General features: G+C 52.0%; 15 protein-coding genes. 8 read left to right on the forward strand and 7 right to left on the reverse strand.

Annotated elements, in window-relative coordinates; all coding sequences use genetic code 11:
* Positions 1 to 83: 83 nt before the first annotated feature.
* On the reverse strand, positions 84 to 1628 hold the full coding sequence (locus tag EHT87_RS04980; protein WP_124904446.1) for an OmpP1/FadL family transporter: 1545 nt from the start codon (positions 1626 to 1628) through the stop codon (positions 84 to 86).
* Between the two features lie 232 nt (positions 1629 to 1860).
* Positions 1861 to 3156: a pilus assembly protein gene (locus EHT87_RS04985; RefSeq protein WP_124904448.1), complete on the reverse strand. Its 1296-nt coding sequence runs from the start codon at positions 3154 to 3156 to the stop codon at positions 1861 to 1863.
* Between the two features lie 190 nt (positions 3157 to 3346).
* On the opposite strand from EHT87_RS04985, the gene proS reads away from it, so the two are divergent.
* Both proS and EHT87_RS04995 read left to right on the forward strand, forming a co-directional pair.
* Positions 3347 to 4819: a proline--tRNA ligase gene (gene proS / locus EHT87_RS04990; protein ID WP_124904450.1), complete on the forward strand. Its 1473-nt coding sequence runs from the start codon at positions 3347 to 3349 to the stop codon at positions 4817 to 4819.
* Positions 4820 to 4975: 156 nt separating this feature from the next.
* The gene (locus tag EHT87_RS04995; RefSeq protein WP_124904452.1) at positions 4976 to 5425 is read left to right on the forward strand and encodes an FKBP-type peptidyl-prolyl cis-trans isomerase; all 450 of its coding nucleotides are present in this window, start codon (positions 4976 to 4978) and stop codon (positions 5423 to 5425) included.
* A gap of 129 nt (positions 5426 to 5554) precedes the next feature.
* Here the strand turns inward: EHT87_RS04995 and EHT87_RS05000 are convergent, their stop codons facing one another.
* Together EHT87_RS05000 and EHT87_RS05005 are read right to left on the reverse strand one after the other, a co-directional pair.
* Positions 5555 to 5938: an FKBP-type peptidyl-prolyl cis-trans isomerase gene (locus tag EHT87_RS05000; protein ID WP_124904454.1), complete on the reverse strand. Its 384-nt coding sequence runs from the start codon at positions 5936 to 5938 to the stop codon at positions 5555 to 5557.
* A gap of 121 nt (positions 5939 to 6059) precedes the next feature.
* Positions 6060 to 8588, reverse strand: a complete 2529-nt coding sequence (locus EHT87_RS05005) for a DUF5686 and carboxypeptidase-like regulatory domain-containing protein (RefSeq protein WP_124904456.1) — start codon at positions 8586 to 8588, stop codon at positions 6060 to 6062.
* A gap of 234 nt (positions 8589 to 8822) precedes the next feature.
* Between EHT87_RS05005 and EHT87_RS05010 the strand changes: the two genes are divergently transcribed.
* The 3 genes from EHT87_RS05010 (at position 8823) to EHT87_RS05020 (ending at position 14651) form a co-directional block, all read left to right on the forward strand.
* Entirely contained in the window at positions 8823 to 10067 is a 1245-nt protein-coding gene (locus tag EHT87_RS05010; RefSeq protein WP_124904458.1) for a Pycsar system effector family protein, read from the forward strand.
* A 64-nt stretch (positions 10068 to 10131) separates the two neighbouring features.
* Complete coding sequence (locus EHT87_RS05015) at positions 10132 to 10986, forward strand: SdiA-regulated domain-containing protein (protein WP_124904460.1); 855 nt, start codon at positions 10132 to 10134, stop codon at positions 10984 to 10986.
* A gap of 20 nt (positions 10987 to 11006) precedes the next feature.
* Positions 11007 to 14651 (forward strand): BamA/TamA family outer membrane protein, encoded by a 3645-nt coding sequence (locus EHT87_RS05020; protein WP_124904462.1) that lies wholly within the window; start codon positions 11007 to 11009, stop codon positions 14649 to 14651.
* A gap of 2 nt (positions 14652 to 14653) precedes the next feature.
* On the opposite strand, the gene EHT87_RS05025 is transcribed toward EHT87_RS05020, so the two are convergent.
* Entirely contained in the window at positions 14654 to 15982 is a 1329-nt protein-coding gene (locus EHT87_RS05025) for an adenylate/guanylate cyclase domain-containing protein (RefSeq protein WP_124904464.1), read from the reverse strand.
* Positions 15983 to 16529: 547 nt separating this feature from the next.
* Here EHT87_RS05025 and EHT87_RS05030 point away from each other — a divergent pair.
* Genes EHT87_RS05030 through EHT87_RS05040 form a run of 3 tightly spaced genes read left to right on the forward strand, consistent with a single transcriptional unit; the run spans position 16530 to position 21451 of the window.
* Entirely contained in the window at positions 16530 to 17921 is a 1392-nt protein-coding gene (locus tag EHT87_RS05030) for a Kelch repeat-containing protein (RefSeq protein WP_124904466.1), read from the forward strand.
* Positions 17922 to 17965: 44 nt separating this feature from the next.
* Positions 17966 to 19060, forward strand: coding sequence for a DUF4249 domain-containing protein (locus EHT87_RS05035; protein WP_124904468.1), 1095 nt, complete (start codon positions 17966 to 17968; stop codon positions 19058 to 19060).
* 39 nt (positions 19061 to 19099) lie between these two features.
* Positions 19100 to 21451 (forward strand): TonB-dependent receptor, encoded by a 2352-nt coding sequence (locus EHT87_RS05040; RefSeq protein ID WP_229320857.1) that lies wholly within the window; start codon positions 19100 to 19102, stop codon positions 21449 to 21451.
* A 63-nt stretch (positions 21452 to 21514) separates the two neighbouring features.
* Here EHT87_RS05040 and EHT87_RS05045 read toward each other — a convergent pair whose 3' ends face one another.
* Both EHT87_RS05045 and EHT87_RS05050 read right to left on the reverse strand, forming a co-directional pair.
* Positions 21515 to 23167 carry a hypothetical protein gene (locus EHT87_RS05045; RefSeq protein WP_124904471.1) on the reverse strand — a complete coding sequence of 551 codons (1653 nt, stop codon included), beginning with the start codon at positions 23165 to 23167 and terminating at the stop codon, positions 21515 to 21517.
* Between the two features lie 184 nt (positions 23168 to 23351).
* A complete protein-coding gene (locus EHT87_RS05050; protein WP_124906031.1) occupies positions 23352 to 24242 on the reverse strand; it encodes a PIG-L deacetylase family protein in 891 nt (296 codons plus the stop codon).
* Positions 24243 to 24447 lie beyond the last annotated feature (205 nt).

The following is a 24447-nucleotide window of genomic DNA, read 5'->3' on the forward strand; positions in this document are numbered from 1 at the left end:
ATACTTAAAATTTAGTAGGTATCAGAAAACAAAAAGAGCTTCCTGACCAACAGGAAGCTCTTTTTGTTGCAGAGGAATCGTTCTTAAAAGAATACACCCGCTGTGAGCGTAATATTCGTTAGCTTCGAATCGATTTGGGCGGATGCATAATCCGAGGTGTTGGGCAAGGTATAGGGCGTGTAAGCCGACTTAAACGTGTTGTAGGTCACGCTTCCGTCCAGGAAAAAACGATCGGTACGAAAACCCAAGCCACCCGACAGCAGTAACCGGCTCCGGTCGATGTTATTCAACCGCTCTTTATACGCATCGGGTAAATAGGCAACACCACCCCGGATTCGCAGCAGGCCCGCCCGGATTTCGGCACCGGCCCGCAGGTTGACCACATTTTGGTAGGTGCCCTGGATCTCTCTTTTTACATCATTCTTGAAGGCCGTATTGTCCTGCGCGTCATAAACGTTGGTGGTAACCCGCATCCCCGAATAACCTACGTAATCGGCGGTTGCGGTGATAAAGCCGATTTTGCCCGAACCCAGAAAGTAAGTCAACCCACCAGACGCCCGGAAGGGAGTCGTTAACGAATAATCAAAGTTATTCGGCGTAACAAAAACTTCTCCTTTTTCGAGGGGCAAATTCGGGTCTCTGGCCACGGCGCGAAGCGATTGCTCGAACGATTCTTTTACGCTGGTAAATGTTGGCGTTGTTAGCGAAGCACCTACCTGCAAATTACGATCAGGTTTATAGATGATGCCCAACGAGGCATTTATGCCGGTACCCGTCACTGAGAAGTTGTCGATCTGGCTGTAATTATCGAAAACCGCTCCACCAATAACCGTTTCCTTGTAGACATTTTCGAAATCGTAACGCAGTCGGCTAATCCCTAAAGACGCGCCGATGTACAACTTATCATCCAAATTACCGGCATAGCCTATGGTCCATTGCGAATTGGAACCCGACGATTCAAACGTATTTAACTGCTGGGTTGGAGCCGTGGCATCGTACCGGAAATAGGGTGGACCGGTTACCGCTGTATTGCTGGTTGGCGAGCCGTTGATTAAAAAAAGCTGGTAGGCTGCGGCAGAAGGAAAATCGGCTTCATTGGTATTTTGGTTGTAAGCGTTATTAATCTGATCGCCCGTCAGGTTTCGGTTATTGGCATCAACGATGTACGTATCAACAATCGAGCTTCGGTTATTTCGTCCCTGAAATTGAAAGCTGTTGTTCAAATTAACGTGCCGACTGTAGGTAATTCCTAGAGCGGTTCGGCGCCAGCGTCGGTTTTCATTTTGTTTATTACCCGCTAACACGACCCCAAATTGACTGATATTTCCCTTCGTGGTGTTGTTCGTCGTCAGGTTGCCGAGGTAAGTAGCCTGTGAATTTAACAGATTGAATGACGGACTCAGACTAATTTCCGAGCGGTTGTAAAACCCTAAACCGGCCGGGTTGCCAAAGGTTGAACTGGCATCGCCACCCAGGCTGGCATGATTGCCACCCAGACCGCGCATCCGGGCCGTTCCGGTTTGATTTACTTCGGAATACCGAAAGGCATCGCCAGCGTAAATATCAGCCTGGCCAAAAGCTGTGCCTGCGTACAGGAGCAACCCCACAATGCAGATACTATTTTTCATAAAATTAGGTGCTAGAAGTTAAAATCATCTACCGGACTTGTATGGTAACTCGCATTTCGAACTATAGATGCCTGAAAGGGTCGTTTAGTTTAAAATAACCCGAAAAAACTTCTTTGGTTCGTTTTGTCCCCACCATTCCGGCACGATAATACAACGAAAAAGCCCGTCGATTGTAACATCGACGGGCTTTTTATTTTTAGTAGCCACGGTATCAGTGGCATGATTTTCGAAATTAACGGGGACCACGCGATCCGCCACCGCCAGAGTAGCCGCCACCACCACCGCTCGATCCGCCAACACTGCCACCCCGGCTGCCTCCGCTGTTGAACGAAGGTGCGCTGTAACTGGGTTGGGAAGGCGGACTGTAACTGCGTTGTACAGGCGCTTCATACGAACGGGTTGGTGCCTGGTACGTATTATGCTGAGGGGCACTGTACCGTGCTCCGCCATTGTCGGAGGGCGGAGTGTAGCTACCTCGACCGTTCTGGCGGGGAGCCGCGTAGTAGTCTGAATTGCTTGGAGCGCTATAGGTCGGTGCTGAATACGAATTATTGGCACTCGCCCGGCCACCGCTGCTCGATCCTCCGTAGTAATAGTCATTCCCGCGACTATTCTGACGTCCAGCGCCGTAAGACGACCCGCCAGTATTGACCGAACCGGAGTTGGTGTTGTTTGGACGGCTGTAATAGGCGTTATTGCTCGTGTTGTTCGAAGAGTTCAACTCACCGGACCGACGGCCACCGCTGTTGCCGTTGTAACTCCGGGGTGTATTGACAAAATCTCCGTTGTACCGGTCGCGGCTCGATCCGCCACGGGCACCGTAAGTCGCATTGCGGTTTGCCCCAATGTTGTTGTAATTGTTGACAATCACCGTCGAACGTCCGTAGCCACCACCATAGTACGAATAGGGGCTGTAGAAGCTGTTATAACCGTATCCGTAAGGCGAGTAGAACGAGTCGTAGAAACCGCCACCGTAACCGAACGGACTATAGGCATAACCACCACCGAAGCCAAACGGGCTGTAGAAAGGGCTATAAAACGGACTGTAGAAGCTGTTGTAACCCCAGGATGACATGCCCAGACCGATACCCAGGCTCAGACCGCCATAAAATGGACTGTTCCAGCCCCAACGGTTCCAGCTTGAGTTCATCATCGCGGTATTATACCCGTTTGAAAATCCGCTGGTGTACGCATTGTCGGTATTCCAGCCCGGATCCGGCGAAATGCCACGCGTTACCTTACGCGCCGACACTTCACTGTAGTATTCGTCGTCGTTGTACTGACCCGTCTGCTGATCGTTAAAATCCGGATTGGAGTTCAACGTCCGTTGGTCGAACCGTTGCGTCGATTGACGATCGGTCAACCGTTTCGATTTTTGGGGAGATGAAATGACGGCTGCATCGGATGACGAACCGTAAAGATCATCAAATTCACCCGCATTCTGGGCGGTTTGTTTACTGGAGCTACAGCCCCAAAAGCCAACCGCGGCCAGTAAAGTCAGGTATTTCCAGGTGTGAAGCAGTTTCATAGTGTTGTTTGATAAAAGGTTCTAGGGACCATTTATATTGCTAAAACGCAGAAGTTGACAAATTGATTACAAATAAGCTGTTTGATTACAAATATAGGAGAAAAACCTATCTTTGCAAGCTTCACATAACATTAGACCCACATTTGTATGTTACGGTTTAATCGTAACAAAAAAATATTTTTAGTCAGACATGGCAAAAGCTATTCCTTCGCGTTCCGAGAATTATTCCGAGTGGTATAACGAGTTAATTAAAAGAGCGGATCTGGCCGAAAACTCGGCGGTTCGTGGCTGTATGATCATTAAACCGTATGGGTTTTCAATATGGGAAAAGATGCAGCGGGCTTTAGACGATATGTTTAAGGAAACCGGCCACAGCAATGCCTATTTCCCTTTGTTCATTCCCAAATCCTTTCTGAGCAAAGAAGCTTCGCACGTGGAAGGCTTTGCCAAGGAGTGTGCCGTGGTGACGCATTACCGGCTGAAAAACGCCGAAGATGGCTCCGGAGTTATCGTTGACCCGGAAGCCAAACTGGAAGAAGAACTGATCGTACGGCCCACCTCCGAAACCGTTATCTGGAGTACCTACAAAAACTGGATTCAGTCGTACCGTGACCTGCCGCTGCTGATCAACCAGTGGGCCAATGTGGTTCGCTGGGAAATGCGGACCCGGATTTTTCTGCGGACGTCCGAATTTCTCTGGCAGGAGGGCCACACCGCCCACGCCACGGCGAAGGAAGCGATGGAAGAAACGACCCAGATGCTGAATGTCTATGCAACCTTTGCGGAAGAATGGATGGCCATGCCGGTAATTCGGGGGACCAAAACCGCCAACGAACGGTTTGCCGGAGCCGACGATACGCTCTGTATCGAGGCTATGATGCAGGACGGCAAGGCATTGCAGGCCGGTACCTCTCACTTTCTGGGCCAGAATTTCGCGAAAGCCTTCGATGTGAAATTCCTGACGAAAGACAACCAGCAGGATTACGTCTGGGGAACTTCCTGGGGCGTTAGTACGCGGTTGATGGGCGCGCTCATTATGGCGCACTCCGATGACGACGGCCTGGTTTTGCCGCCGAAACTGGCACCCATTCAGGTGGTAATCATCCCGATATTTCGAAATGACGAGCAATTGGCGCAGCTGTCGGAAAAAATCAATCCGCTGATTAAAGAATTGCGCAAAGCCGGTATTTCGGTGAAATACGATACCAGCGACGCGAACAAGCCCGGCTGGAAATTTGCCGAGTATGAGCTTCGCGGAGTGCCGGTTCGGCTGGCGATGGGCATGCGTGATCTGGAAAACAATACCGTCGAAATTGCCCGCCGGGATCTGAAAACGAAAGAAACCATTTCCGCTGAGGGACTAGTGGCTCATATTCAGAGTTTGCTGGACGAAATTCAGGCCAGTATCTACAAAAAAGCCGCCCAATTCCGGCAGGAAAATACATTCCGGGTCGATACGTACGACGCGTTTAAAGAGCAGCTTGAAAAAGGCGGTTTTTTAATGGCACACTGGGACGGAACTTCCGAAACCGAAGAGGCCATTAAAGAAGAAACCAAAGCCACCATTCGCTGCATTCCACTGGATGCTGAACTCGAAGAAGGAACCTGTATTTACAGCGGAAAACCTTCAAAACAACGAGTTGTATTTGCCCGGGCTTATTAAGCGACGGCTCGTTGACCGGCAAGAACAGCCCTGATGCTGAGTGGTTTACTAGCCTGGTGGCCTTGAAATGTTAGTACGCGGGTTCAAATAATCGGCTAAATGTGACTGACTTTCGACGGGTTTGGGTAGTTTTGCCAGCACACAATTAAATTTATTATGGCACAAGCAAAGGCTGGAGATACGGTGCAAGTGCACTATACCGGCAGAAAAAATGATGGTACCGTATTTGATTCGTCCAGCGGCCGATCGCCCTTGCAGTTTCAGGTAGGAAGCGGCATGGTTATCCGGGGTTTCGACGAAGGTGTGAAAGGGATGGAAGTAGGCGAGGCCAAGACCGTCCGAATTCCGGTTGAAGACGCCTATGGCCCGTCGAGCGAAGACATGATTTTCGAATTTGATCGTTCCCTGATTCCCGATGATATTGAACTCGAAATCGGGCTGACACTCAATATGCATCAGGATGGTAATCCACAGGCGGTGCCGGTTATTGTACGGAATGTTACGGCAACTTCGGTAACTCTCGACGCCAACCATCCGCTGGCGGGCGAAGAACTGATATTTGATATTGAACTGGTGGGAATCAATCCTTCAAAGCTGATTCTGTAAGGGAAACGCATTCGCGTTTTTAGCGACCCGGCCTTTCGATGGTCATTTAGCAAGATTCGGATAGAAGAACTTGCTGGAATGACCATTGAAAGGCCGGAGTCGTATTGACGGATGGCGTTCCGTGCACCGTCAGTTGATGCGAATCAGATCAATTTTAAAAATCAGAATTGAATTCGCCGGAATGCCGCCCTGAGCCCGGGATCCATACGCCAGACTAGGCGGTAGATAGAGGGTAATGCTGCCTCCCGGTGCAATCAAAGGAATACCTTCCTGCCATCCCAGAATGAGCTGATACAAGCCAAAACTTATATTTTTACCCTGGTCAAAAATTTTGCCATTGGTCAGCGAGCCTTCATAATTAACGGTCACGTTGGAGCGCACCGTGGGTTTGGGCCCCTCACCGGGCGATTGAATGGTGTAGTAAAAACCACGATCGTCAGCCGTGGCCGAAATGCCACTGGCGTCAATAAATTCTTTTAAAATCGCTACTTCGGCCTCAGGTGCTTTTGCCATAAGAATGTCTGGTTGATAAGGAAACTTTTACGGGTGCAAGATATTAGTTTTAACCGACAACTACCCCGCGAGCCGCCGGTTCGTTTGGTGGCACCGTTGTGAATCCCGCCTGAAACGGACTTTACAAATTCACCCAGGCAGAAATTTTGATTCCAAACGTCGAGATATTGGGATTGTCCCGGTAGGTAAGGCGATGAATGGCATCGACCCGGAACACTTTGAAAATGTTATCGATCCCGTAGCCCACTTCAACATACGGCGCCCGGCTCAACGACTGGAATCCCAAAACCGCCTGCCCCAACGCGTTGGTGGCTGGAATCAGCGCGCTGTTGGCCTCACTAACACCGCCCATCAATACCGCGCCGGTGGCCAGAAACCGCCATTTTAACCGGCGAATGGCAGGAATGCGATTGAAGAAAAGGCCTTCGAAATTATGCTCTGCCATCACGCCTACGTACCGATCGGTGACAAATTCAAAGAAGTTCATCAGATTATACGAGTTTTCAACCCGGAAAAACGTCTCATTTCCCAACGGGATGTACAGCAACGGATACGGTATCGTCGACGGACTATAACCGGCATTTACCTGATAGCGGGTTCGACCCAGGACACCCACCCGGAACGAATGCTGCAGGTTCAGACTGAAGCGGTGGTAGGAAAAATCGCCGTCCAGTAGATTCTTTAAGCCAAGCTGATAGCGGAAGGTGATCACCGGATTATTGGTTCCTTCCACAATAAAGCGGTCATTTTCGCTCTGCACCATCAGAGAACCGGGCGCAAACCGGGTTTCCAGCGTCAGTTCGGTGGTCCGGTAGAAGGTAGCGGTTTTTTTCTCGGGGTTATTGACTTGATAAGCAAACGGAAAGAGCGGCTCGAAGCTGCGATTCTGTAAACTGATCGTTTGCGTAATTCCTTTGCCCAGTTCGCTCTTGAGGTAGGTGTTATGAAATTCCTGCATGTATGGTCGCCGGAGCGTTCCGAAACGCGTGTAGGCGGCAAAAATCGTGTTGCCCCCCAGGTTTTCCGACGAGGTGCCCAGGCGTTCGAGATCATACGTTTTTTGAATGCCGACAATCGTATACGGTTTTTTACGGAGCACATAATCAATATTCATCCCGTATTTTAACTGCTGATCGCGGGTTCCGTAAGCCAGATAACCACCCAATATCCACCGGCGGCTGAAGCCGGTATTGGTGCGAAGCCCAAGGCGAAACCGGTGGCCTTCTACATTGTTGTAGGCATAACTGTTCAGCAGGGGGCCAACATCGAGGTGAACCGGACCGAGCGGATAATAGCCCACCATGGTCAGGTTGACCACTTCTCCCAGCAACTTCATGAACGGAACGTTGCGTACGGAATCGACGATGGTAAAGGCGCGTAATTCCTCCTGACTCAATCCTTCGGGTCGGATAGTCTGCCAGAAAACCGGTGATTTTTCACTGTAATCGTCGGCCAGTTCAAGGGGCGGTTCGTAAAATTTCGACTCCTGCGGTTTGTTCACTTTTATATTCCTTGCGGCCACATACAGGCGGACCAAAGCCCCCGGCGCATTGGGCGTTGGTTCGTCGGTATCGATCAATAGTTGCGTCAAAACCGGCAGGCGAACCGTAGAGCTTTGCGTACTATCGTCCACATCTTCCCATTCCTGCTCGATTCTGATTTCATCCACAAAATTGATGTTGGCCCGCTGGTCGATTCTGGCGTCGATCTGCGATAAGCCCAGCCGCGTGGTATCGATCCAGGTTGTGCCCGAAAACGCCAGTTCCGTAGCCCGCTTGGGTTCAAAGTCGATCTGATAACAAACAATTCCGCCGATGGTAACGGTGTCGATCAGATGAAATTTATAAATCGTTTGCCACGCCTGCCCCAGCGGAGACGGCAGATCTTTGCGGAGCAGATTGATGTAATTCCGGTAAAAATTATATTGCTGGAAAGACGATCCGGTGAGTTGGGCCGCCACTCCGCCGTCGCTAACGCCAACGCCCGAGGCCCGGCTTTTCAAAATTCGTTCTTTAACCTTGTGGGGGTTAGACCGCTGATAATACGCCGAAAACGTCTCCGAAACGTAAACCGGCACGGCGGGTTTGCCATCTTTGTCGTAGATGGCGGGCAGTTTGGCGAGCAGCCGACCCATCGGGCCGGGGCCCCGTCCTTTCCGGCGTTTGTTGGCAAAATTATTGACGTAGGCTTCAACTTTTGAGTAGCTTTCGTATTGAAAAGCCGTCAGTTGATCGGGGTCAAACTGATCACGCCGGCGGATGGCTTCACGGATGATTCGGTAGGCCGGATCACCGCCTTTTGCGTACACTTTTACTTCCTGTAATTTCGTCGCCGACGGGGTAAGAACGGCATCGATGGTTTGAACGGACACCGGACTGAGCCAGTAAACCCGGTTTTGATACCCTAAACTTGAAACGATAAGCGAGTCGCCGGATTGGCTGGATAGCAGCGTATACCTGCCATTTTCGTCCGAAGTAGTTCCAACGGTTTTGCCTTTTATGGCAACATTGGCGAAAGGAATACCCTGGCCGGTGCCGGCGTCGGTGATTCGACCACTGATCTTATAAGATGGTTGCGCAAAAACCGGAAAGAAAAGCGAACTCAGAACCACAACGAGCAGTCCGAATTGCCTCCGTACAATAGGCCTCATTCTTAAATTCAATGGTATGAATAGTCCTGATTTAACACAAATGAAGTCAGCAGTGTTTACCAAGTTAACTGATTTTAGGTGATTAGCAGACAAATCGTCGAATTGTATAGTCGTTTTACCAAAATAATCCTATACATTGTTGTTGCAGAGACTTCATCCGGTACCAATTAGACTTTATATACTATTTTTTGTCACAGTTCCTGACTATTTTACGTTTAACTTGAAAAACATGTCATGCCCACCGATCGATCGTCAATTAACCGTACGCGGGAATATGCGGAAGCGTTGCTGCAACAGATGCCTGACGGCATGGAATACCATAATTTGAAACACACCCGCGAGGTCGTGGAGGCTTCCGAGCTGATTGGCCAGCAAAGCGGTCTGAATCCGGAAGACTTAGAGAACGTCCTGATTGCTGCCTGGCTACACGATGTGGGGTACGCAAGAAGTTGCCAGCACCACGAAGCCACCGGGGCTGAAATGGCCCGGCCTTTTCTGGAAGAATTACCCCTTGGGCCCGAACGGGTTCAGGCGGTTGTCGACAGCATTCTGGCTACGAAAATGCCGCAAGATCCGCATTCCAAAATCGCTGAAGTGCTCTGTGACGCGGATCTGTTTCATCTGAGTACCGATCAGTTTTTTGAGCGTAGCGAATTGCTGCGGCAGGAAATGAAGAGCACCTTCGGCAAGATTAGCAAGAAAAAGTGGTTGCAGGGTTCGATTCAATTAATGGAAAGACACCAGTATTTTACCGAGTACGGGAAAGAAGTTTTGACCCCGCTGAAGGAGAAAAATTTGAAGAAAGCCCGGCATAAACTGGCTGATCTTGAGGAAGAGGATGAAAAAGACGGAAAGTCGTCGGATAAACACAAATCAGACAAACACAAACCGGGCAAGCATAAATCGGAGAATGATACCGAAGAAGCTGAATCCGAAAAACCGAAAAAACCGGTACGGGGCATTGAAACCATGTTTCGGGTGACTTCCCAAAACCATTTTCAGCTCAGCGCGATGGCCGACAACAAGGCAAACATCATGATTTCGGTCAACACCATCATCGTATCGCTGATCATCAGTATTCTGATTCGGAAACTGGAAGAGTGGCCCCAGTTGGTGATTCCGACCATCATGTTGACAGGCAGTTGTCTGGTCGCTACCATCTTCGCCATTCTGGCCACCCGGCCGACGATCACCAGCGGGCGATTTTCAAAAGAAGACATTCACCAGAAACAGGCCAATCTGTTATTTTTTGGCAATTTCCATAAAATGGACCTGGCTGATTATGAATGGGGAATGCGGGAAATGATGAACGACAGCGATTTTTTGTACAGCAGTATGACCCGCGATATTTACTATTTAGGGAAAGTGTTGGGTAAAAAATACCGGTTGCTTCGCATTTCCTACACCACTTTTATGTTCGGATTTGCAGCCTCCGTGCTGGCATTTGGAGTTGCTGCCTATTATTTTCCGGTGAAATAAACGAAGTCAACGGCTGGCGAAATCCCAAGTCGCCGATGTATTCTCTAAAACGATACGTAATTTAATGAAAATACCAGTTGTGGTTGTTCTCGCCATGTTCAGTTTTTTGAATGCTTGTACTTCAAAAAAAGGAGACAAAAAGGCCGAAAGTCAGTTGGAAACCGCGGGCAGTGCGTCGGAAAGTCATTCGTTTGCCTACGATTTAAAAACGCCGTCCCGCCGGTTTACGCTTCCGCCGGATTTGCAGGAAATCTCCGGATTGTCGTATTACAAAACCAACCAATTGCTGTGTGTGCAGGATGAAAAGGCCGTTGCGTATATCTATGATCTGAAAAAAAGTGAAGTGGCCGACTCGTCGGTCTTCGGTGGCTATGGCGATTTCGAAGGCATTGAATGGGCCGACAACGAAATTTATACCCTCAAAAGCAACGGTGATCTCTACCACTTCAAACCATTTTCGAAGCAGATTGCGCAGTTATCGACTGATTTGCCGGCTAAAGTGGAAGTCGAAGGACTGGCCTATGACGCCCAGACCAACCGGCTAATGATTGCCGTCAAAGAAGGCGGCAAAAAAGGGGAGAAGGTGGTTTATATGTACGATATTAAAACGAAAGTGGTTTATAAAGGACTGACGATCAAGGATGAGGTGTTGGCTGAGGCTGGCGTAGCGGTTCATAAATTCAAGCCGTCCGGGCTGGCGGTTCATCCAAAAACCGGGGACATTTATTTTTTGACCTCGATCGGTAAACAGGTGGTTGTCCTGAATCGGAAAGGGCAGGTAACGGCAACCCAATCGCTCGATCCTGCCTTATTTCGTCAGCCCGAAGGAATTTGCTTTTCGCCCGACGGAACGCTTTACATTGCCAGTGAGGGCGATGGAAAAGCCGGGTATATTCTCGAATTTGCGAACCAGCCTTAACGCTGAATTGTAATAGGCTTATGAAAATACGCTATACAGCCTTCCTCTGCCTGATTTTGTTTTCCTCCCACCGGGTTATCGCCCAATCGAAACCCTATACGGTTTTTCTGCTGGGCGACGCCGGCGAACCGCAGCCGGAAGGAAAAGATGCGGTTTTGAAAACCGTTCAGAAACAGTTGCAAAACAGCGGTTCCAACAGCAGCCTGATTTACCTCGGTGACAATATTTATCCCCGGGGAATGCCCGATTCATCGCACGCTGACCGGGCCGAAGCCGAGCGTCGGATGCGCGATCAGCTGGCCATCCTGAGCGGTTTTAAAGGACGCGCATTTGTGATTCCGGGTAACCACGACTGGCAGCAGGGAAAGCGCGAAGGTTGGCAGCGGATTCGTAATCAGGCGGATTTTGTGACCGCCGAAGTAGGCCGTGATGATGTGTTTTTTCCAAAAGACGGTTGCCCGGGGCCGGTGGAAGTGCCTTTAACTGACGAGATTACACTGGTTTTGATCGATACGCAGTGGTGGTTGCATCCCTGGGATAAACCGGGTGAAGAATCGGATTGCGAAGCCAAAGACCTGCCGTCGTTTTTGCTGTTGCTGGATGATGTTCTGGCCCGAAATCAAACCAAAAAAGTCGTTTTAGCCGGCCATCATCCGATGTACAGCCACGGCGAACACGGCGGTTATTTTACGCTGAAAGATCACCTGTTTCCCTTAACGGACCTCAATCCATCGCTGTATATTCCATTGCCGGTTTTGGGTTCGATCTATCCTTTTTATCGTTCGGTGATCGGAAATATTCAGGATATTCAGCATCCGAAGTACAAAATGATGCGGAATGGCCTGGTTTCGCTCCTCAAAAAATACCGCAACGTCGTCTACGTCAACGGGCACGATCACAACGAGCAATTGATTCTGCGCGATTCGACGTATTACGTCACGAGCGGGAGTGGTTCCAAATCGGTGTCGGTCAAGAAAGGCCGCAACAGTTTATTCGCTTCGTCTGCCAAGGGATTTGCGCGACTGGATTTTGAAGAAACCGGTCAGACAAGAGTCCGGTTTTTTTCGCCCGATCAGGGCACCGAAACCGGCCGGTTGCTGTTTGAAACGACCTTTACACTTCCCGTAAAACCCGTTCAGGTTGATCCGAAAACCGCGTCGCCAACGGTGCTGAACATCATTCCCAGCGGGCAGTATGCCGCTTCGCCTTTTCATCGCATGTTGCTGGGTGAAAACTACCGCCAGGTCTGGCAAAGCCCGGTTTCGGTTCCGGTGCTGGATTTGCGCCGGGAAGCGGGCGGCTTGAAACCGCTGCAACGCGGGGGCGGTATGCAGACGTTTTCGTTGCGGCTGGCCGGCAACGATGGCAAAGAATACGTGCTGCGTTCGGTTGAGAAATACGCCGAAAACGCCATTCCGAAAACGTTGCGAAGCGGTTTTGTTCATGATCTGGTTCAGGATCAGATTTCGGCTTCGCACCCGTTTGCAGCCCTGGTCGTACCGCCGTTGGCCGATGCTGCGGGCGTTTTTCATACCAATCCCAAATTAGTGATCGTGCCGGATGATTCCCTGCTCGGACCCTACCGCCGGACTTTCGCTAAATCACTGGCCCTGTTTGAAGAACGGGTCGATGGGAGTTATGAAAGCAGCAGCCAGTTTGGCGGTACCAAAAAAATAGTCAGTACGCTCAAACTCCTCGATAAACTGGCCGAAGATAATGATAATCAGGTGGACCAGCAGGCGGTTTTGAAAGCGCGTATTTTTGATATCTGGCTGGGCGACTGGGATCGGCACGATGATCAATGGCGCTGGGCGAGTTTCAAAAGCCACAAAGGAGCCGTCTATAAGCCCATTCCGCGGGACCGTGATCAGGCTTTTTTTGTGAATATGGGGCTCATTCCCCGCATTGTGAGCCGGAAATGGGCCATGCCGAAGTTTCAGGGATTTAACGCAACGATTCGCGATGTGCCCGGTTTGGCGTTCAATGCGCGGTATTTTGACCGGAGTTTTCTGACCGAGCCCTCGCTGGAAGACTGGTTGAAAACCGCCGACTCCCTCAAAAACCAGCTGACGGATGCCGTGATCGATGACGCGTTGAAGCAATTGCCTGAAGCTGCGTATCAGGAAACGGCGGCCACCCTTAAAGCCAGGCTGCAAAGCCGCCGTGCGGATCTGACCCGGTATGCCGCTGAACTTTACCGGTTTCTGGCCCGTACCGTTGATGTTACCGGCAGTGATAAAAAGGAGCGGTTTGTGGTGGATCGACAACCGGACGGACAAATGACGGTGGTGGTGTATAAACTGAAAAAAGAGGGCGAGTCCGGAGAACAGCTCTACCGGCGTGTTTTCAGTGCGGACGAAACGCGCGAAGTGCGTTTGTATGGCATGGGTGGCGATGATGAATTCATCCTGCAAGGCGAAACGAACGACGGAATTTTAGTGCGAATCATTGGCGGAAAAGGCCGCGATCAGGTGGTTGATCGTTCGTCCGTGTCGGGCCCCGGACGAAAAACCGTGGTTTATGATTCTAAAAAAACGATGGTAGAGCCCGGTTCTGAAACCCGGCTGCGGCTGTCGGGAAAGTCGGCAGTGAATGACTATGACCGGAAAAGCTTTAAATACGACGTTTTATTTCCGCAGGTTTCGGTGCAGTACAATCCGGATGACGGCCTGTTTCTGGGGGGCGGTTTTATTTATACCAAACAGGGTTTCCGGAAGGTGCCGTTTGCCCAGCAGCACCGGTTTGTGGTCAATCACGCATTTGCCACGCAGGCCTATAATTTTAATTACGACGGTATTTTTACGGACGTCATTGGCGGTGCCGATCTGCGTATCGATGCCGACATTCAGGCTCCAAATTATGTTTCCAACTTTTTTGGACTCGGTAATAATACGGTTTTTGATAAAAATAAGGGCATTCGGTATTATCGTACCCGATTCGAAAATATCTCACTGAGTGCGTTAATTCAGCACAAAGTGGGCAGCCTCAATTTGTATTATGGCCCGGCGGTGGAAAGCATTGAAGTAGAGGAAAATACGAAGCGGTATATCAATGAATTTGCCAAAAGCTTACCCGATGGCCAGAACCTGTTTACCCGACGTTTGTACGCGGGACTGAAAGCCGGTTTTCTGATCGACAGCCGCGACAGCAAGATTTTGCCCACACGCGGTACGTACTGGCGCACGGAATTACGGCTCTATAACGGGATCACCAGCTACTCTAAAAATCTGACGCGACTGCAATCCGATCTGGCTTTTTACGCCAGTCTGCGGCTTCCGACCACGCTGACTATCGCTTCGCGGGTGGGTGGAGGAATCAATTTCTCGGATTTTGAATTTTTTCAGGCCAATACGCTCGGCGGCCTGTCGAATCTGCGCGGCTTTCGGAGAACACGCTTTGCGGGGCGGAGTACGCTCTACAACAATACCGAACTCAGGCTTAAAGTCGCGACCATTCGTACGTATCTGTTCCCGGCGTATGTCGGTTTACTGGGCTTTAACGACGTCGGGCGTGTCTGGGTAAAGGGAGAAAACTCGAACCACTGGCACCACGGTTACGGTGGGGGAGTCTGGCTGTCGCCGTACAAGCAGGCCGTTATCTCGTTTTTATACGCGATCTCGGAGGAAGAAAGGCTTCCATTGCTTCGCGTTGGGTTCCTGTTCTGATGTCAGGACAGTTTGTATAATTCGACGCCTTCTTCCATGCCTTTGACGTCGACGACGCCCAGAAGTTCCGTTAAAGCCGGGTATTCGGAGAGTTCGTTGATGACATCCTGAGACACCAGCATGTTGGTGCCGTATTCTTTGTTGAGTTGTTCGATGCGGGCGGCCAGAATCACCACATTGCCGGTGATGGAGAACTGTTGCCGGGTTTCGGTGCCAATGTTGCCAATGACCGCATCGCCCACGTGCACGCCGATGCCGACGCTGGTGGGAATAATCCGGTCTTCAAACACGGCTTTCTTGATTTCAGCAATGATTTCCAACCCGGCTTTTACGGCATTTTGGGCGGGATTTTCCAACGGAATCGGGGCACCAAAAGTAATCATGCATCCGTCACCCAGAAACTGGTTGACAATGCCACCGTGGCGGTTTACAACGTCGACGATGATTCTGAAGAACGAATTTTGATAGGCAACGACCTCATCCGCCGTGTGTTTGTCGGCATACTTGGTGAAATTTCGGATGTCCAGAAACAGCACACTAACTTTCATATGCTGGCTTTTGAGCATGCCTTTTTCCTTGATAATCAAATCCGCAATTTCGGGCGAAACCTGTTGCCCAAAGAAGGTAACCAACTGATCATGAATCTCGCTGCTTTCAATGGACGTCTGGATGCTTTTCTGAATTTGCCGGGAAACAAAACCGGCGCAGGCCCCGCATAACACTAGTATGCCCGCTTTCAATATGTAGGCAAACGAAACCGACATATACAGATCCAGCGAATCGATCGTGGTCGACGGTTCTTCCAGCAGGTATAAACTCAGCAGCAGGTACTCCAGGCCAGCGACAAGGCCCGTATAAAACGAAATCCAGAAATTGAGCCGAAGCGTGGAGAGGATGATGAAAAAGTAATAAAAAGTGGCAAATGGCGACAGCATCACCAGAATCGGATGTTCGAACTTATCCGAAATCAGATACATTAACAGAGAGATGGAAGTGACCTCGAAGGTGGCGTTGAGAAATTTCGTAAACTGCGGCATGGTAACCCCTTTGCGCAGCCACACCCGGAACAGATTCCAGATGCTCAGTTCATAGAGGGACATGAACAGTACAAAGCTGAAAACCACCTTCAAAACCTCGTCTTTGGCCTTTTGCGGAAAAGCCGAGTCAGGAATGAAGGAGTGGAAAAAAAGCGCAATAATGACGCCCAGGCTGAAGACAACCGCCATCAATCCCGCCCGCTGTTTCTCGCGCCGGAGATTTTCCTGGGCAAAGGTGAGATTAAAATACGGGCTGATTTCGGCTTTTTGCCTTTTTCGGTAAACAAATGTCATAGCGTCCGGATTGTAGATTGCTCAATATGACAACACTAGGTGCAAATTAATTCCATTTGACCTCCTTTCCCAACCGACAGCGATGAATCACCAAATGAAGGGAGTGAATCGCCAAAGAAGTTTCACGAGTGTTTAAAGTGGGAAATAGCGACTATTACGTCTGCCGAAATCGGTATAGGCCTTTCACAAACCCGCCATCGCAGACCTTTCTTCCCCACACCAGATGGTTTCATTCCCGTTGAAGCCATTCAGGCGTAAACCAGATTCACCCGGAAGAATACAAAACCGCACTCCTACGCTTGCAGTCATACCCTCGTTAATTGGACCGCTATTCAGGAAAAATGAAATAAATTTTATTTCTTCTTTTTATATTGCAACTACAGAAATTTTCCACGAAAATGGGCAGTGCCGCGCGAATAAACCTCGATACCGGTCATGCCCGGAATTGAAAACCGGTTTTGAAAACGAAAGCCGGTTGGCCGGTAATTTCCGTTCAGTGGGCCTTTGTTGGGGCTGTCTGCCAACCTTTCACGTTTGAATCGCACGAATGATCAACCTGACGCACGGGTATACTTCACTGAAATGGATCATCCTGACGATACTGGTGGCGTCCTGTCATTCCGACGAAGCAGTGCCGGTTCTGATTCAGGAACCGGACACTGCGGCACAGGCTTCGCTGGTGAGCGTATTACCCACGGGCGCAACGTCGGTGGAGGTCATTGTGAAAAGTATCCGGCTCGACGCTCCCGGCTGGCGAATTACGGCCAGTTCGGCCGATGGCAGTCCGCTTCCAATGCCGCCCGGTGAAACCAAAGATTTGAACCTGTTTACGCTGACGACCTTCCGGCTGAATGGTTTCGTCAATGCGCAAACGTATCAGTTCCGGCTGGCTTTTAAGTTCGCCGGTCAGGATTCGATTACGGCGGTACGTTCCTATACGCACCGGCTTCCAACCGCGCCCCGCTGGACCCGGCTGGCTCATGCACCGATTGCCGGGGGGGATTATACGGCCTGCCCCGTGGCGGTTGATGCCGTTTGTGGGGCCAACCCCGACAATGGGTGTGGCCATCCCGGCACGGGTGCCTATGTGGGAAACCGGGTGCAGCTGCTCCGCTATGCGGGTCCGCTTCAGGATCGCCTGCAAATTCGGCTCTACGACCGGGCGACCGATAGCTGGCCGTTTTATGCCGTTGGGGAATCACGAATACCCCGCCAGGGTGTGATTCAGTACAACGTGTTTTTTATGGGCGTAGATCGTTACCAGTTCAGCGGACTGGGCTACATCACTGAAGAGCGGGCGGCCGGTAAGTATTTTTATTACCGGGATATGGCGGTTCTGCTGCCCGTTGGCGGCAGCCCGCTCAAACCTCTGTACGGCGGGGAAGACGGCGAAGTAGCCTTTTTCACAACCACCGATGAAGCGTATTTTTTGACCCAGAACGGCTCACCCGCCATGCGGAGCATCCATGCTACCTTCACCCAGACGGTGCGTGCTCCCCTGCCCGAACCACCCGGAACCCTGGCCACCTTTTCCATCCGCAACATCGGTTATGTGGTGAACCAGCGACCGGGCCAGCCCATCCGGCTTTGGGCCTACGACCCCACTACCGATGCCTGGAGCCGGCGGGCCGATTTTCCGGGTTCGGCCCGGCAGCGGGGTGTAGGCTTCGCGCTGGCCCGCAGCGGTTATTTTGGCCTGGGGCTGACACCCGACGGACAGGGATTGCGTGATCTCTGGCAGTATGATCCCGCCACCAACCGCTGGCAGTACATCACCGACTACCCGGGTCAGGGGAATCAGTTGCTGGCCGTGTTCAGCGCACCGGACGGAGCCAAACCCGAACGGGCGTACCTGGGCTGGGGCTACGAGGCTCAAAGAACCAGCCTGGGAATCAACCGTATTGTTGGCTGTACTGACTGGTGGGAGTTGACGCCCTGAAACAAATTCCGGAAAACCGATTGACTTGGCCTTTTGACCCGAAGATGAACGATCGACAAACCTTGACCAGACCCGTGCAACGCTCCATCGCCCTCTACCTTCTGCTGACGACCTTCGCTGGCTGCGTCGATCCGGTCGAATTGCCCATCCGGCAAACCGAGCGTCGGCTGGTGGTGGATGGGTTGATTACCGATGAACCCCCGCCGTACGTCATTAAGCTGACGTATTCGGGCAATCTGAACCGGGCTTTGCTGATTCCTGACGAACTGGCCATCAACGGGGCCGTGGCTACCGTGGAAGATAATCTGGGCCATCAGGCTCAACTGCAGCAGGATCCGCTGAACCCGGCTTTCTACTGGATGCGGGACTCCCGGCTTCAGGGGGTTCCGGGCCGTGCCTATACGCTGCGGATTCAGTTGCCCGATGGCAGCCGCTACGTTTCCCGGCCAGAAGTGCTGGCTCCGGTGCCCGCCATTGAGAAACTCTACGCCGAATACCGGGTATCCGACCCCACTTTACTGGCGCTTAATTCATTTGTGGTGCGCATCGATACCCAGGATCCGCCCGAGCCGGGCAACTTCTACCGCTGGCAGGCCATGAGTTATATGCCTGTCTGGAGCACGAGCAACGATCCGCAGGGGTATTACAACCGATCAATCTCAGCTGGCGAAGGAGCCTATGCGCCGTTTTACGGCCCGCTTACCCAGGTTCTCAGTGACCAGCTAATCAACGGAAACCGGCTCGCAGGACAGGTGGTGTTAACGGCTCCCCTGGTTGCTTTAGGCACCCAATACATAGAAGTCCGGCAGTACGCTCTCTCGCGGGCGGCTTATCAGTACTGGGTACTCTACCAGGAGCAGCTTTCGCGCAGCGGTACGATTTTCGATCCGCAGCCCGCTAGCATCGAGGGCAACGTCCGATCGGCGACAGACACGAACAAGTTGGCCCTGGGGTTCTTCGGAGCGTCGGCCGTCAGTCGCCAGCGCATGATCATCCCAACCGATACCATCAATTACGCCCGGTTTGTTTCGCGTTTCGGACCCCTGCTGTTTAGCAATGCCCGCCCTGAAATTCCGGGTCTGGCGCGGGAGCAGGCTCAGGCCGCTCCGCCCGCCAAATGGCTCACGTATGGAAAATAATCTTGCTACTCAACCCGCATGCGACCTTACTCCGTTTGTTTGAGATTAACCCTAGGCCTGGTGTTGCTGGCCGTATCCGCTGTGCGGGCCCAGGACCGGTATTGGATTCGGGGCCGAATTACCGATGGCGCATCGGGACGGGGATTGCCGAATGTGTCGATCACCATCAAGAAACAGGGCGTTGGTACGCTGAGTGACAGCACGGGTGCGTATGGCCTGCGGGTACTTCCCGGATTGTACAGCCTGACTTATTCCCGGATCGGGTATTACAGCCGAAGTGTTCCGGCGGACGTTAGCCGCACCGATGAGGTCGTCGATGTGATGCTTAATCCTGACATCCGGCAGTTGGAAGAGGTCAGTGTAACGGGCCGGGCCCCGGATGCCAACGTTTCGGCCACTCAAATGAGCGTGGTCAAGCTCGATATGAAGAGTTTGCGTAATATCCCCGTTGTTTTTGGCGAAGTCGATGTCCTCAAAGCCCTGACGCTTCAACCGGGGGTTAGCACGGTGGGCGAGGGGGCGGGCGGTTTCAACGTACGGGGTGGTCGCACGGATCAGAATCTGGTATTGCTGGACGGCGCACCGCTGTACAATACCAGCCATTTGCTGGGTCTACTGAGCAATCTGAACGCCGATGCCATTCAGGATGTCACGCTGTATAAAGGCGGCATACCGGCTGCCTACGGTGGGCGGCTGTCGAGTTTGCTGCTGATGAACACCAAAACGGGCGAGACCGACCGGCTTAGCAGTACCGGGGGAATCGGATTGATGACGAGTCGGTTGCTGGTGCAGGGACCCATAACGAAGGACAAAAAACTAACGTTTTTGGCCGGGGGACGCATGGCCTATCCGTCGCTGCTACTGGGGCTATTTCCGGCCCCAACCAACCGCAACCGGGCCTCATTTTATGATCTGAACGGTCGGATTACGTACCGATTTACCCCGAATAGCCAGCTGACCACCACACTCTACCGGTCGTTTGATACCTTTAAATTCCCGCAGGATACGCTCTATACCACCCAGTCGACCCTGCTCACGGCCCGCTTTAGCCAGCGGGTCAACACCCGCCTGTCATTTAACCTGACCGCCACTCAGAGCGACTATCGCTTTTTTTTGGATGGTCAGGGCGCGGCCAACACGTACCGCTATCGCTCGACGCTCCGCCAGCGCGACGCCCGGTTCGACGGTTTGTGGATGCCCAGACCGTCTCACCGGATCGAGTTTGGAAGTTCGCTGACGGCTTATGTCCTGTTGCCGGGGGCCATCACGCCCACAGGTGCCCGCTCGAACATCATCTCCCAGACGCTGGCTGCCGAACAGGCCCGCGAATGGGCGGGCTACCTCTCCGACGAATGGACGCCATTGCGTTGGCTGTCGATTCAGGTGGGGGTTCGATACGCCCGGTTTTCCAACATCGGGCCGGGAGAGGCCTACCAGTATGCGGAGGGCGTGCCCCGCAGCCGCGAAACCATCACCGATACCCTGCACTACGGGAGCGGAAAACCGGTCGCACGCTACGGCGGCTGGGAACCCCGGATGACGGCGCGGGTCAACTTGACCACCGCGAGTTCCCTGAAATTCAGCTACCACCGCACCCGGCAGTTTCTGCACCTGATTTCCAACACGACCGCTATCTCACCGGTCGATTTCTGGAAACTCAGCAACGCACTGGTAACACCCGCAGTGGCTGATCAGTGGGCCGTGGGGTATTTTCACAACTTCCGGGATAATCAGTACGAAACCTCGCTGGAGGTGTACCGCAAGGAAATGACCCAACTGGTGGAATACCGCAATGGAGCAACGCTGCTGCTGAACCCGGCACTGGATGCCGATTTATTGGCGGCTCAGGGGCGGGCGTATGGCGTCGAGGTGAGCGTTCAGAAAACGCGCGGTCTGTTGACGGGCCTTCTGGCCTACACATTTGCCCGAACGCTGGCGCGGGTTCAGACCACCTACGCCCGTGACCAGATCAACGGCGGTGCGTGGTATCCCTCTACCTTTGACCGGCCCCACAATCTGACCCTGGCCACCCAGTGGAAATGGAGCCGGGGGTGGACGTTCGGCACCAATTTCATTTATACCAGCGGCCGGCCGACAACCTATCCCGACGGGACCTATCGGTTGAACGGGTCCAAAGTGCTGGATTACTCACAGCGCAACGCCGACCGCATCCCCGACTACCACCGGCTGGATGTTTCGTTTACCAAAGACGGTCGACGGAGGCCAGGTCAGCATCGGTACAGCAACTGGTCGGTATCGTTCTACAACGTTTATGCCCGCAAGAACCCGTACTCGATTTATTTTCAGCGCGTGAATACCACCACCCGTAGCTACCAACTTTCGGTTTTTGGCACCATCATCCCGTCCCTCAGCTGGAATTTCAACTACTAAACTGGGGGATGAGAAGCCTTTTTTCCGTGGCACTGCAGGCAGGAGCCGCACAGGAATAAAACGTCATTGACCCGTATTAACCTTGACATCCCGGAACATGAACACGTTGTCGCTGATTCTGAGGGGTTTGCCGCTGGAAGTGGTTACGTTCCTGAGAATGACCTCTTTGGTTTTGACATACGGGAATTTTTCCTGGTAGGAATCGTCCGTCATTTCCGGATTGAAATTGGCAAAAATGGCCGGTCCCTGGTACGTTTCAGGGTGTTGGGAGTCGTCAATGCGGAGGTTTTCGATGGTGATCTTTTCCGGCATATAACAAGTGTAGCCGAAATTATGCTGACCGGTATAGAATCCGCTGATCAGGGCGGCACTGACCGGTTTGCCGTCGGACGGCACGAAAACACAGTTGCGGATCACGAGTTCGCCCTGCCAGGTACTGCCGTAGTCGGGGCGCAGATTGACAATACTCCTGCCGCGGATCGTGCAATTTTCTACCAGCAGGACGCCCGTGCCAATGGCATTGATTCCCATGTGCCCCAGGGTCGAGTTGCGGATGGTGGCATTGGCAACGCCCTGGTGGGCATCAAACCGGGAAAGCGTGCAATGGTCATACAGCAGATTCTTGCAGAAGTTAGAACCCAGAATGCCCCAGTACCGGTTGTCGTTGATGTCGTTGGTCTGACTACAATTTACGAAGGATACGTTCAGGGCGCGGTTGGCCGAAAGATCGTAGGTTCCCATGGTGACAGGCTTGCCCGCGGCACCAATGGTCGTATAAGTTTTGTGTCCGGTCAGGAGGGCGTTTTTTACCGTAACATAGGCGCAATCACCAATATTGAGGAAGCCTCCATAGGGTGCACCGTGGTCTTCTTCGCCCCTGATGCGGTGTTCCAGCCCTTCAACCAGCACCTGGGACCGCCTGATGGCCATATTCCGGTTGTAATAGGTATACTTGGATTCGGCTTTATTGGCGATGGTGGTAAAACGTCCCCCAGTGATCTTCAGGGGTTTCTCGTCGATGGGCAGCGCGGTTATTTCCGTAATTTCGTCGAAATCCCAGATGATCGGAGCGTTTTTATCCACGTTGCCGGTTTTGTCAACGACAAAAATATCGGTCTGCGAAGATCCATCGTTCTGGTTGAGCCCAAACCGGATGTATTGCTTTACCCTGGAATTCGTAACCGTGATCAGACAGGGGCCGGGTAAAGACGCATCGATTTTTTTCTGATCCCTCCGAAGGGAGGATATCGTTTCGAGCTTAAACGGTTTGAGGTCTGAACCTACCGTAAAAACAGAAGCATTTCGATTTTCTACCTCCGTGTCGTCGATAATGAAGGCCGCCGTTCCGAAATCAGTGTCAGTCCGGATGAGTGCTGTGCGCTCTTTTCCGCCGATATAGTAGGTGGCTCCCTCATCGGCTTTCACCAAAAGACCGTGGAGGTTGGCAAATGCATGGGTCGCAGCGATAGCGTCGATATCATCGGTTTTTCCATTGCCTCTGGCACCGAAGCCGCTGTAATGTACCAATCCGGCGGCTTTGTAGGCAAGCACATCCTTCGGCGATACGTTTACGTGCAATTCCCTGTTTTCCGTGAATACCCGGGTTTTTCCCTTTTGGGAGGTAATCACTACATTTTCAAGCGGGTCTTTACCCTGCCCCTGGGTCACCAGTGCACAGCGTATCAGGAGAAATGTCAGGAACGTATACTTTAGCATGGGGTCAATTTAGTCATCATTTAGGGCCTTTAGATTGCTCTATCGGTACGCGGTTTGATGGGAACCGGCATAAGGCAAAGTGGTTACTGGAGGTAATTTACTCAACGAAGCAGGCAACCGGGTTGGACCCGGACGCAATGGGCGACCTGCAAAACTCCCCGTTCCCCCGTTTGTTTTGTCAAAGTCAACGCGGCAGCATGGGAAAAAGCCGCCTGATTTCGTCCGGGTTGGGCTGTTTCCCATACTCGCAGATTTCGAAGACTTCAACCGATTTTACCTTGGCAGCCTTTTCGGGCCCATACCATTTTTCAACGGAAGCCTTAATTTCGGGCGTCAGAGCAGAGCGCCTTTCCATCGCGGCCAGCAACCATTTCTTCCGTTCCACGGGGTCTTTGGGAACGTTAGCCAGATCCTGCCGGGTCCAGGGTAACCACTCATAGAACTGGGACGTATGCGCATCCAGACCCTCAACTTTTTTAGCCAGTGTTTCGGTAATATCGATGGCAATGTCGGGGCGGAACGGATTGGGGCGCTGAAAACCGTCGCGGAAGTAGAGAAAAACAGGGTTTTTTGCCAGTGGGGGCACACTGCTTAAAACGTTGGGGACGATGACCAAATAAGCGGCATCCTGCACCAGGACGCCCGTGTTTCGGTGATCCGGATGATAATCATTGGTTCGGGGTGCGATCACCACATCCGCATTCCATTCCCTGATTTTGCGAATGACCGCCAGGCGGTTTTCCAGCGTAGGCATCAGCTCACCGTCATGATTGTCGAGCACGTCGTAGGTAATGCCCAGCCGTTTTGCCACTTCCTGGGTTTCCTTGTATCTTCTTCTGGCCAACTCGCCCCCGCCGATGTCCTGATGCCCCGCATCCCCGTTGGTCATCGATACAAATTTGACTTTATGACCCATGGCGGAGTAAATGGAGGCTATTCCGCCTGCACCCAGGTCGCAATCGTCCGGATGGGCCCCAATAACGATGATGCGCAAAGGCGTGACCGGTATTTGTGCAAACGTGCAGGGGGCTCCCAGGCTTAGCACCAGCAGCAGGGTTAATCGTATCGTCATCATAGTCCGGGTATACATACTACTGGCAGGTTAATGGTTTCGAGTGCGGTATTCTCATTCCAGTTCAAAAACGATATTTTCAGTGAATTTTTAAAATAATTTGAATAAAGACTTTACGCCGGCCCTGATCAGGAGGAGAAAGATCAATCAGTAGAAGTGAGCCTATGGGGTGCTTACCAGACAAATTCGTCGATCTAAACAAAGTGAG

The organism is Larkinella knui, assembly GCF_003858645.1.
Lineage (GTDB): Bacteria > Bacteroidota > Bacteroidia > Cytophagales > Spirosomataceae > Larkinella > Larkinella knui.

Excerpts from the sequence above, each read along its gene's own strand:
- EHT87_RS04980 (WP_124904446.1), bottom strand. The coding sequence starts at position 1,628 with ATGAAAAATAGTATCTGCATTGTGGGGTTGCTCCTGTACGCAGGCACA.
- EHT87_RS04985 (WP_124904448.1), bottom strand. The coding sequence starts at position 3,156 with ATGAAACTGCTTCACACCTGGAAATACCTGACTTTACTGGCCGCGGTT.
- proS (WP_124904450.1), top strand. The coding sequence starts at position 3,347 with ATGGCAAAAGCTATTCCTTCGCGTTCCGAGAATTATTCCGAGTGGTAT.
- EHT87_RS04995 (WP_124904452.1), top strand. The coding sequence starts at position 4,976 with ATGGCACAAGCAAAGGCTGGAGATACGGTGCAAGTGCACTATACCGGC.
- EHT87_RS05000 (WP_124904454.1), bottom strand. The coding sequence starts at position 5,938 with ATGGCAAAAGCACCTGAGGCCGAAGTAGCGATTTTAAAAGAATTTATT.
- EHT87_RS05005 (WP_124904456.1), bottom strand. The coding sequence starts at position 8,588 with ATGAGGCCTATTGTACGGAGGCAATTCGGACTGCTCGTTGTGGTTCTG.
- EHT87_RS05010 (WP_124904458.1), top strand. The coding sequence starts at position 8,823 with ATGCCCACCGATCGATCGTCAATTAACCGTACGCGGGAATATGCGGAA.
- EHT87_RS05015 (WP_124904460.1), top strand. The coding sequence starts at position 10,132 with ATGAAAATACCAGTTGTGGTTGTTCTCGCCATGTTCAGTTTTTTGAAT.
- EHT87_RS05020 (WP_124904462.1), top strand. The coding sequence starts at position 11,007 with ATGAAAATACGCTATACAGCCTTCCTCTGCCTGATTTTGTTTTCCTCC.
- EHT87_RS05025 (WP_124904464.1), bottom strand. The coding sequence starts at position 15,982 with ATGACATTTGTTTACCGAAAAAGGCAAAAAGCCGAAATCAGCCCGTAT.
- EHT87_RS05030 (WP_124904466.1), top strand. The coding sequence starts at position 16,530 with ATGATCAACCTGACGCACGGGTATACTTCACTGAAATGGATCATCCTG.
- EHT87_RS05035 (WP_124904468.1), top strand. The coding sequence starts at position 17,966 with ATGAACGATCGACAAACCTTGACCAGACCCGTGCAACGCTCCATCGCC.
- EHT87_RS05045 (WP_124904471.1), bottom strand. The coding sequence starts at position 23,167 with ATGCTAAAGTATACGTTCCTGACATTTCTCCTGATACGCTGTGCACTG.
- EHT87_RS05050 (WP_124906031.1), bottom strand. The coding sequence starts at position 24,242 with ATGATGACGATACGATTAACCCTGCTGCTGGTGCTAAGCCTGGGAGCC.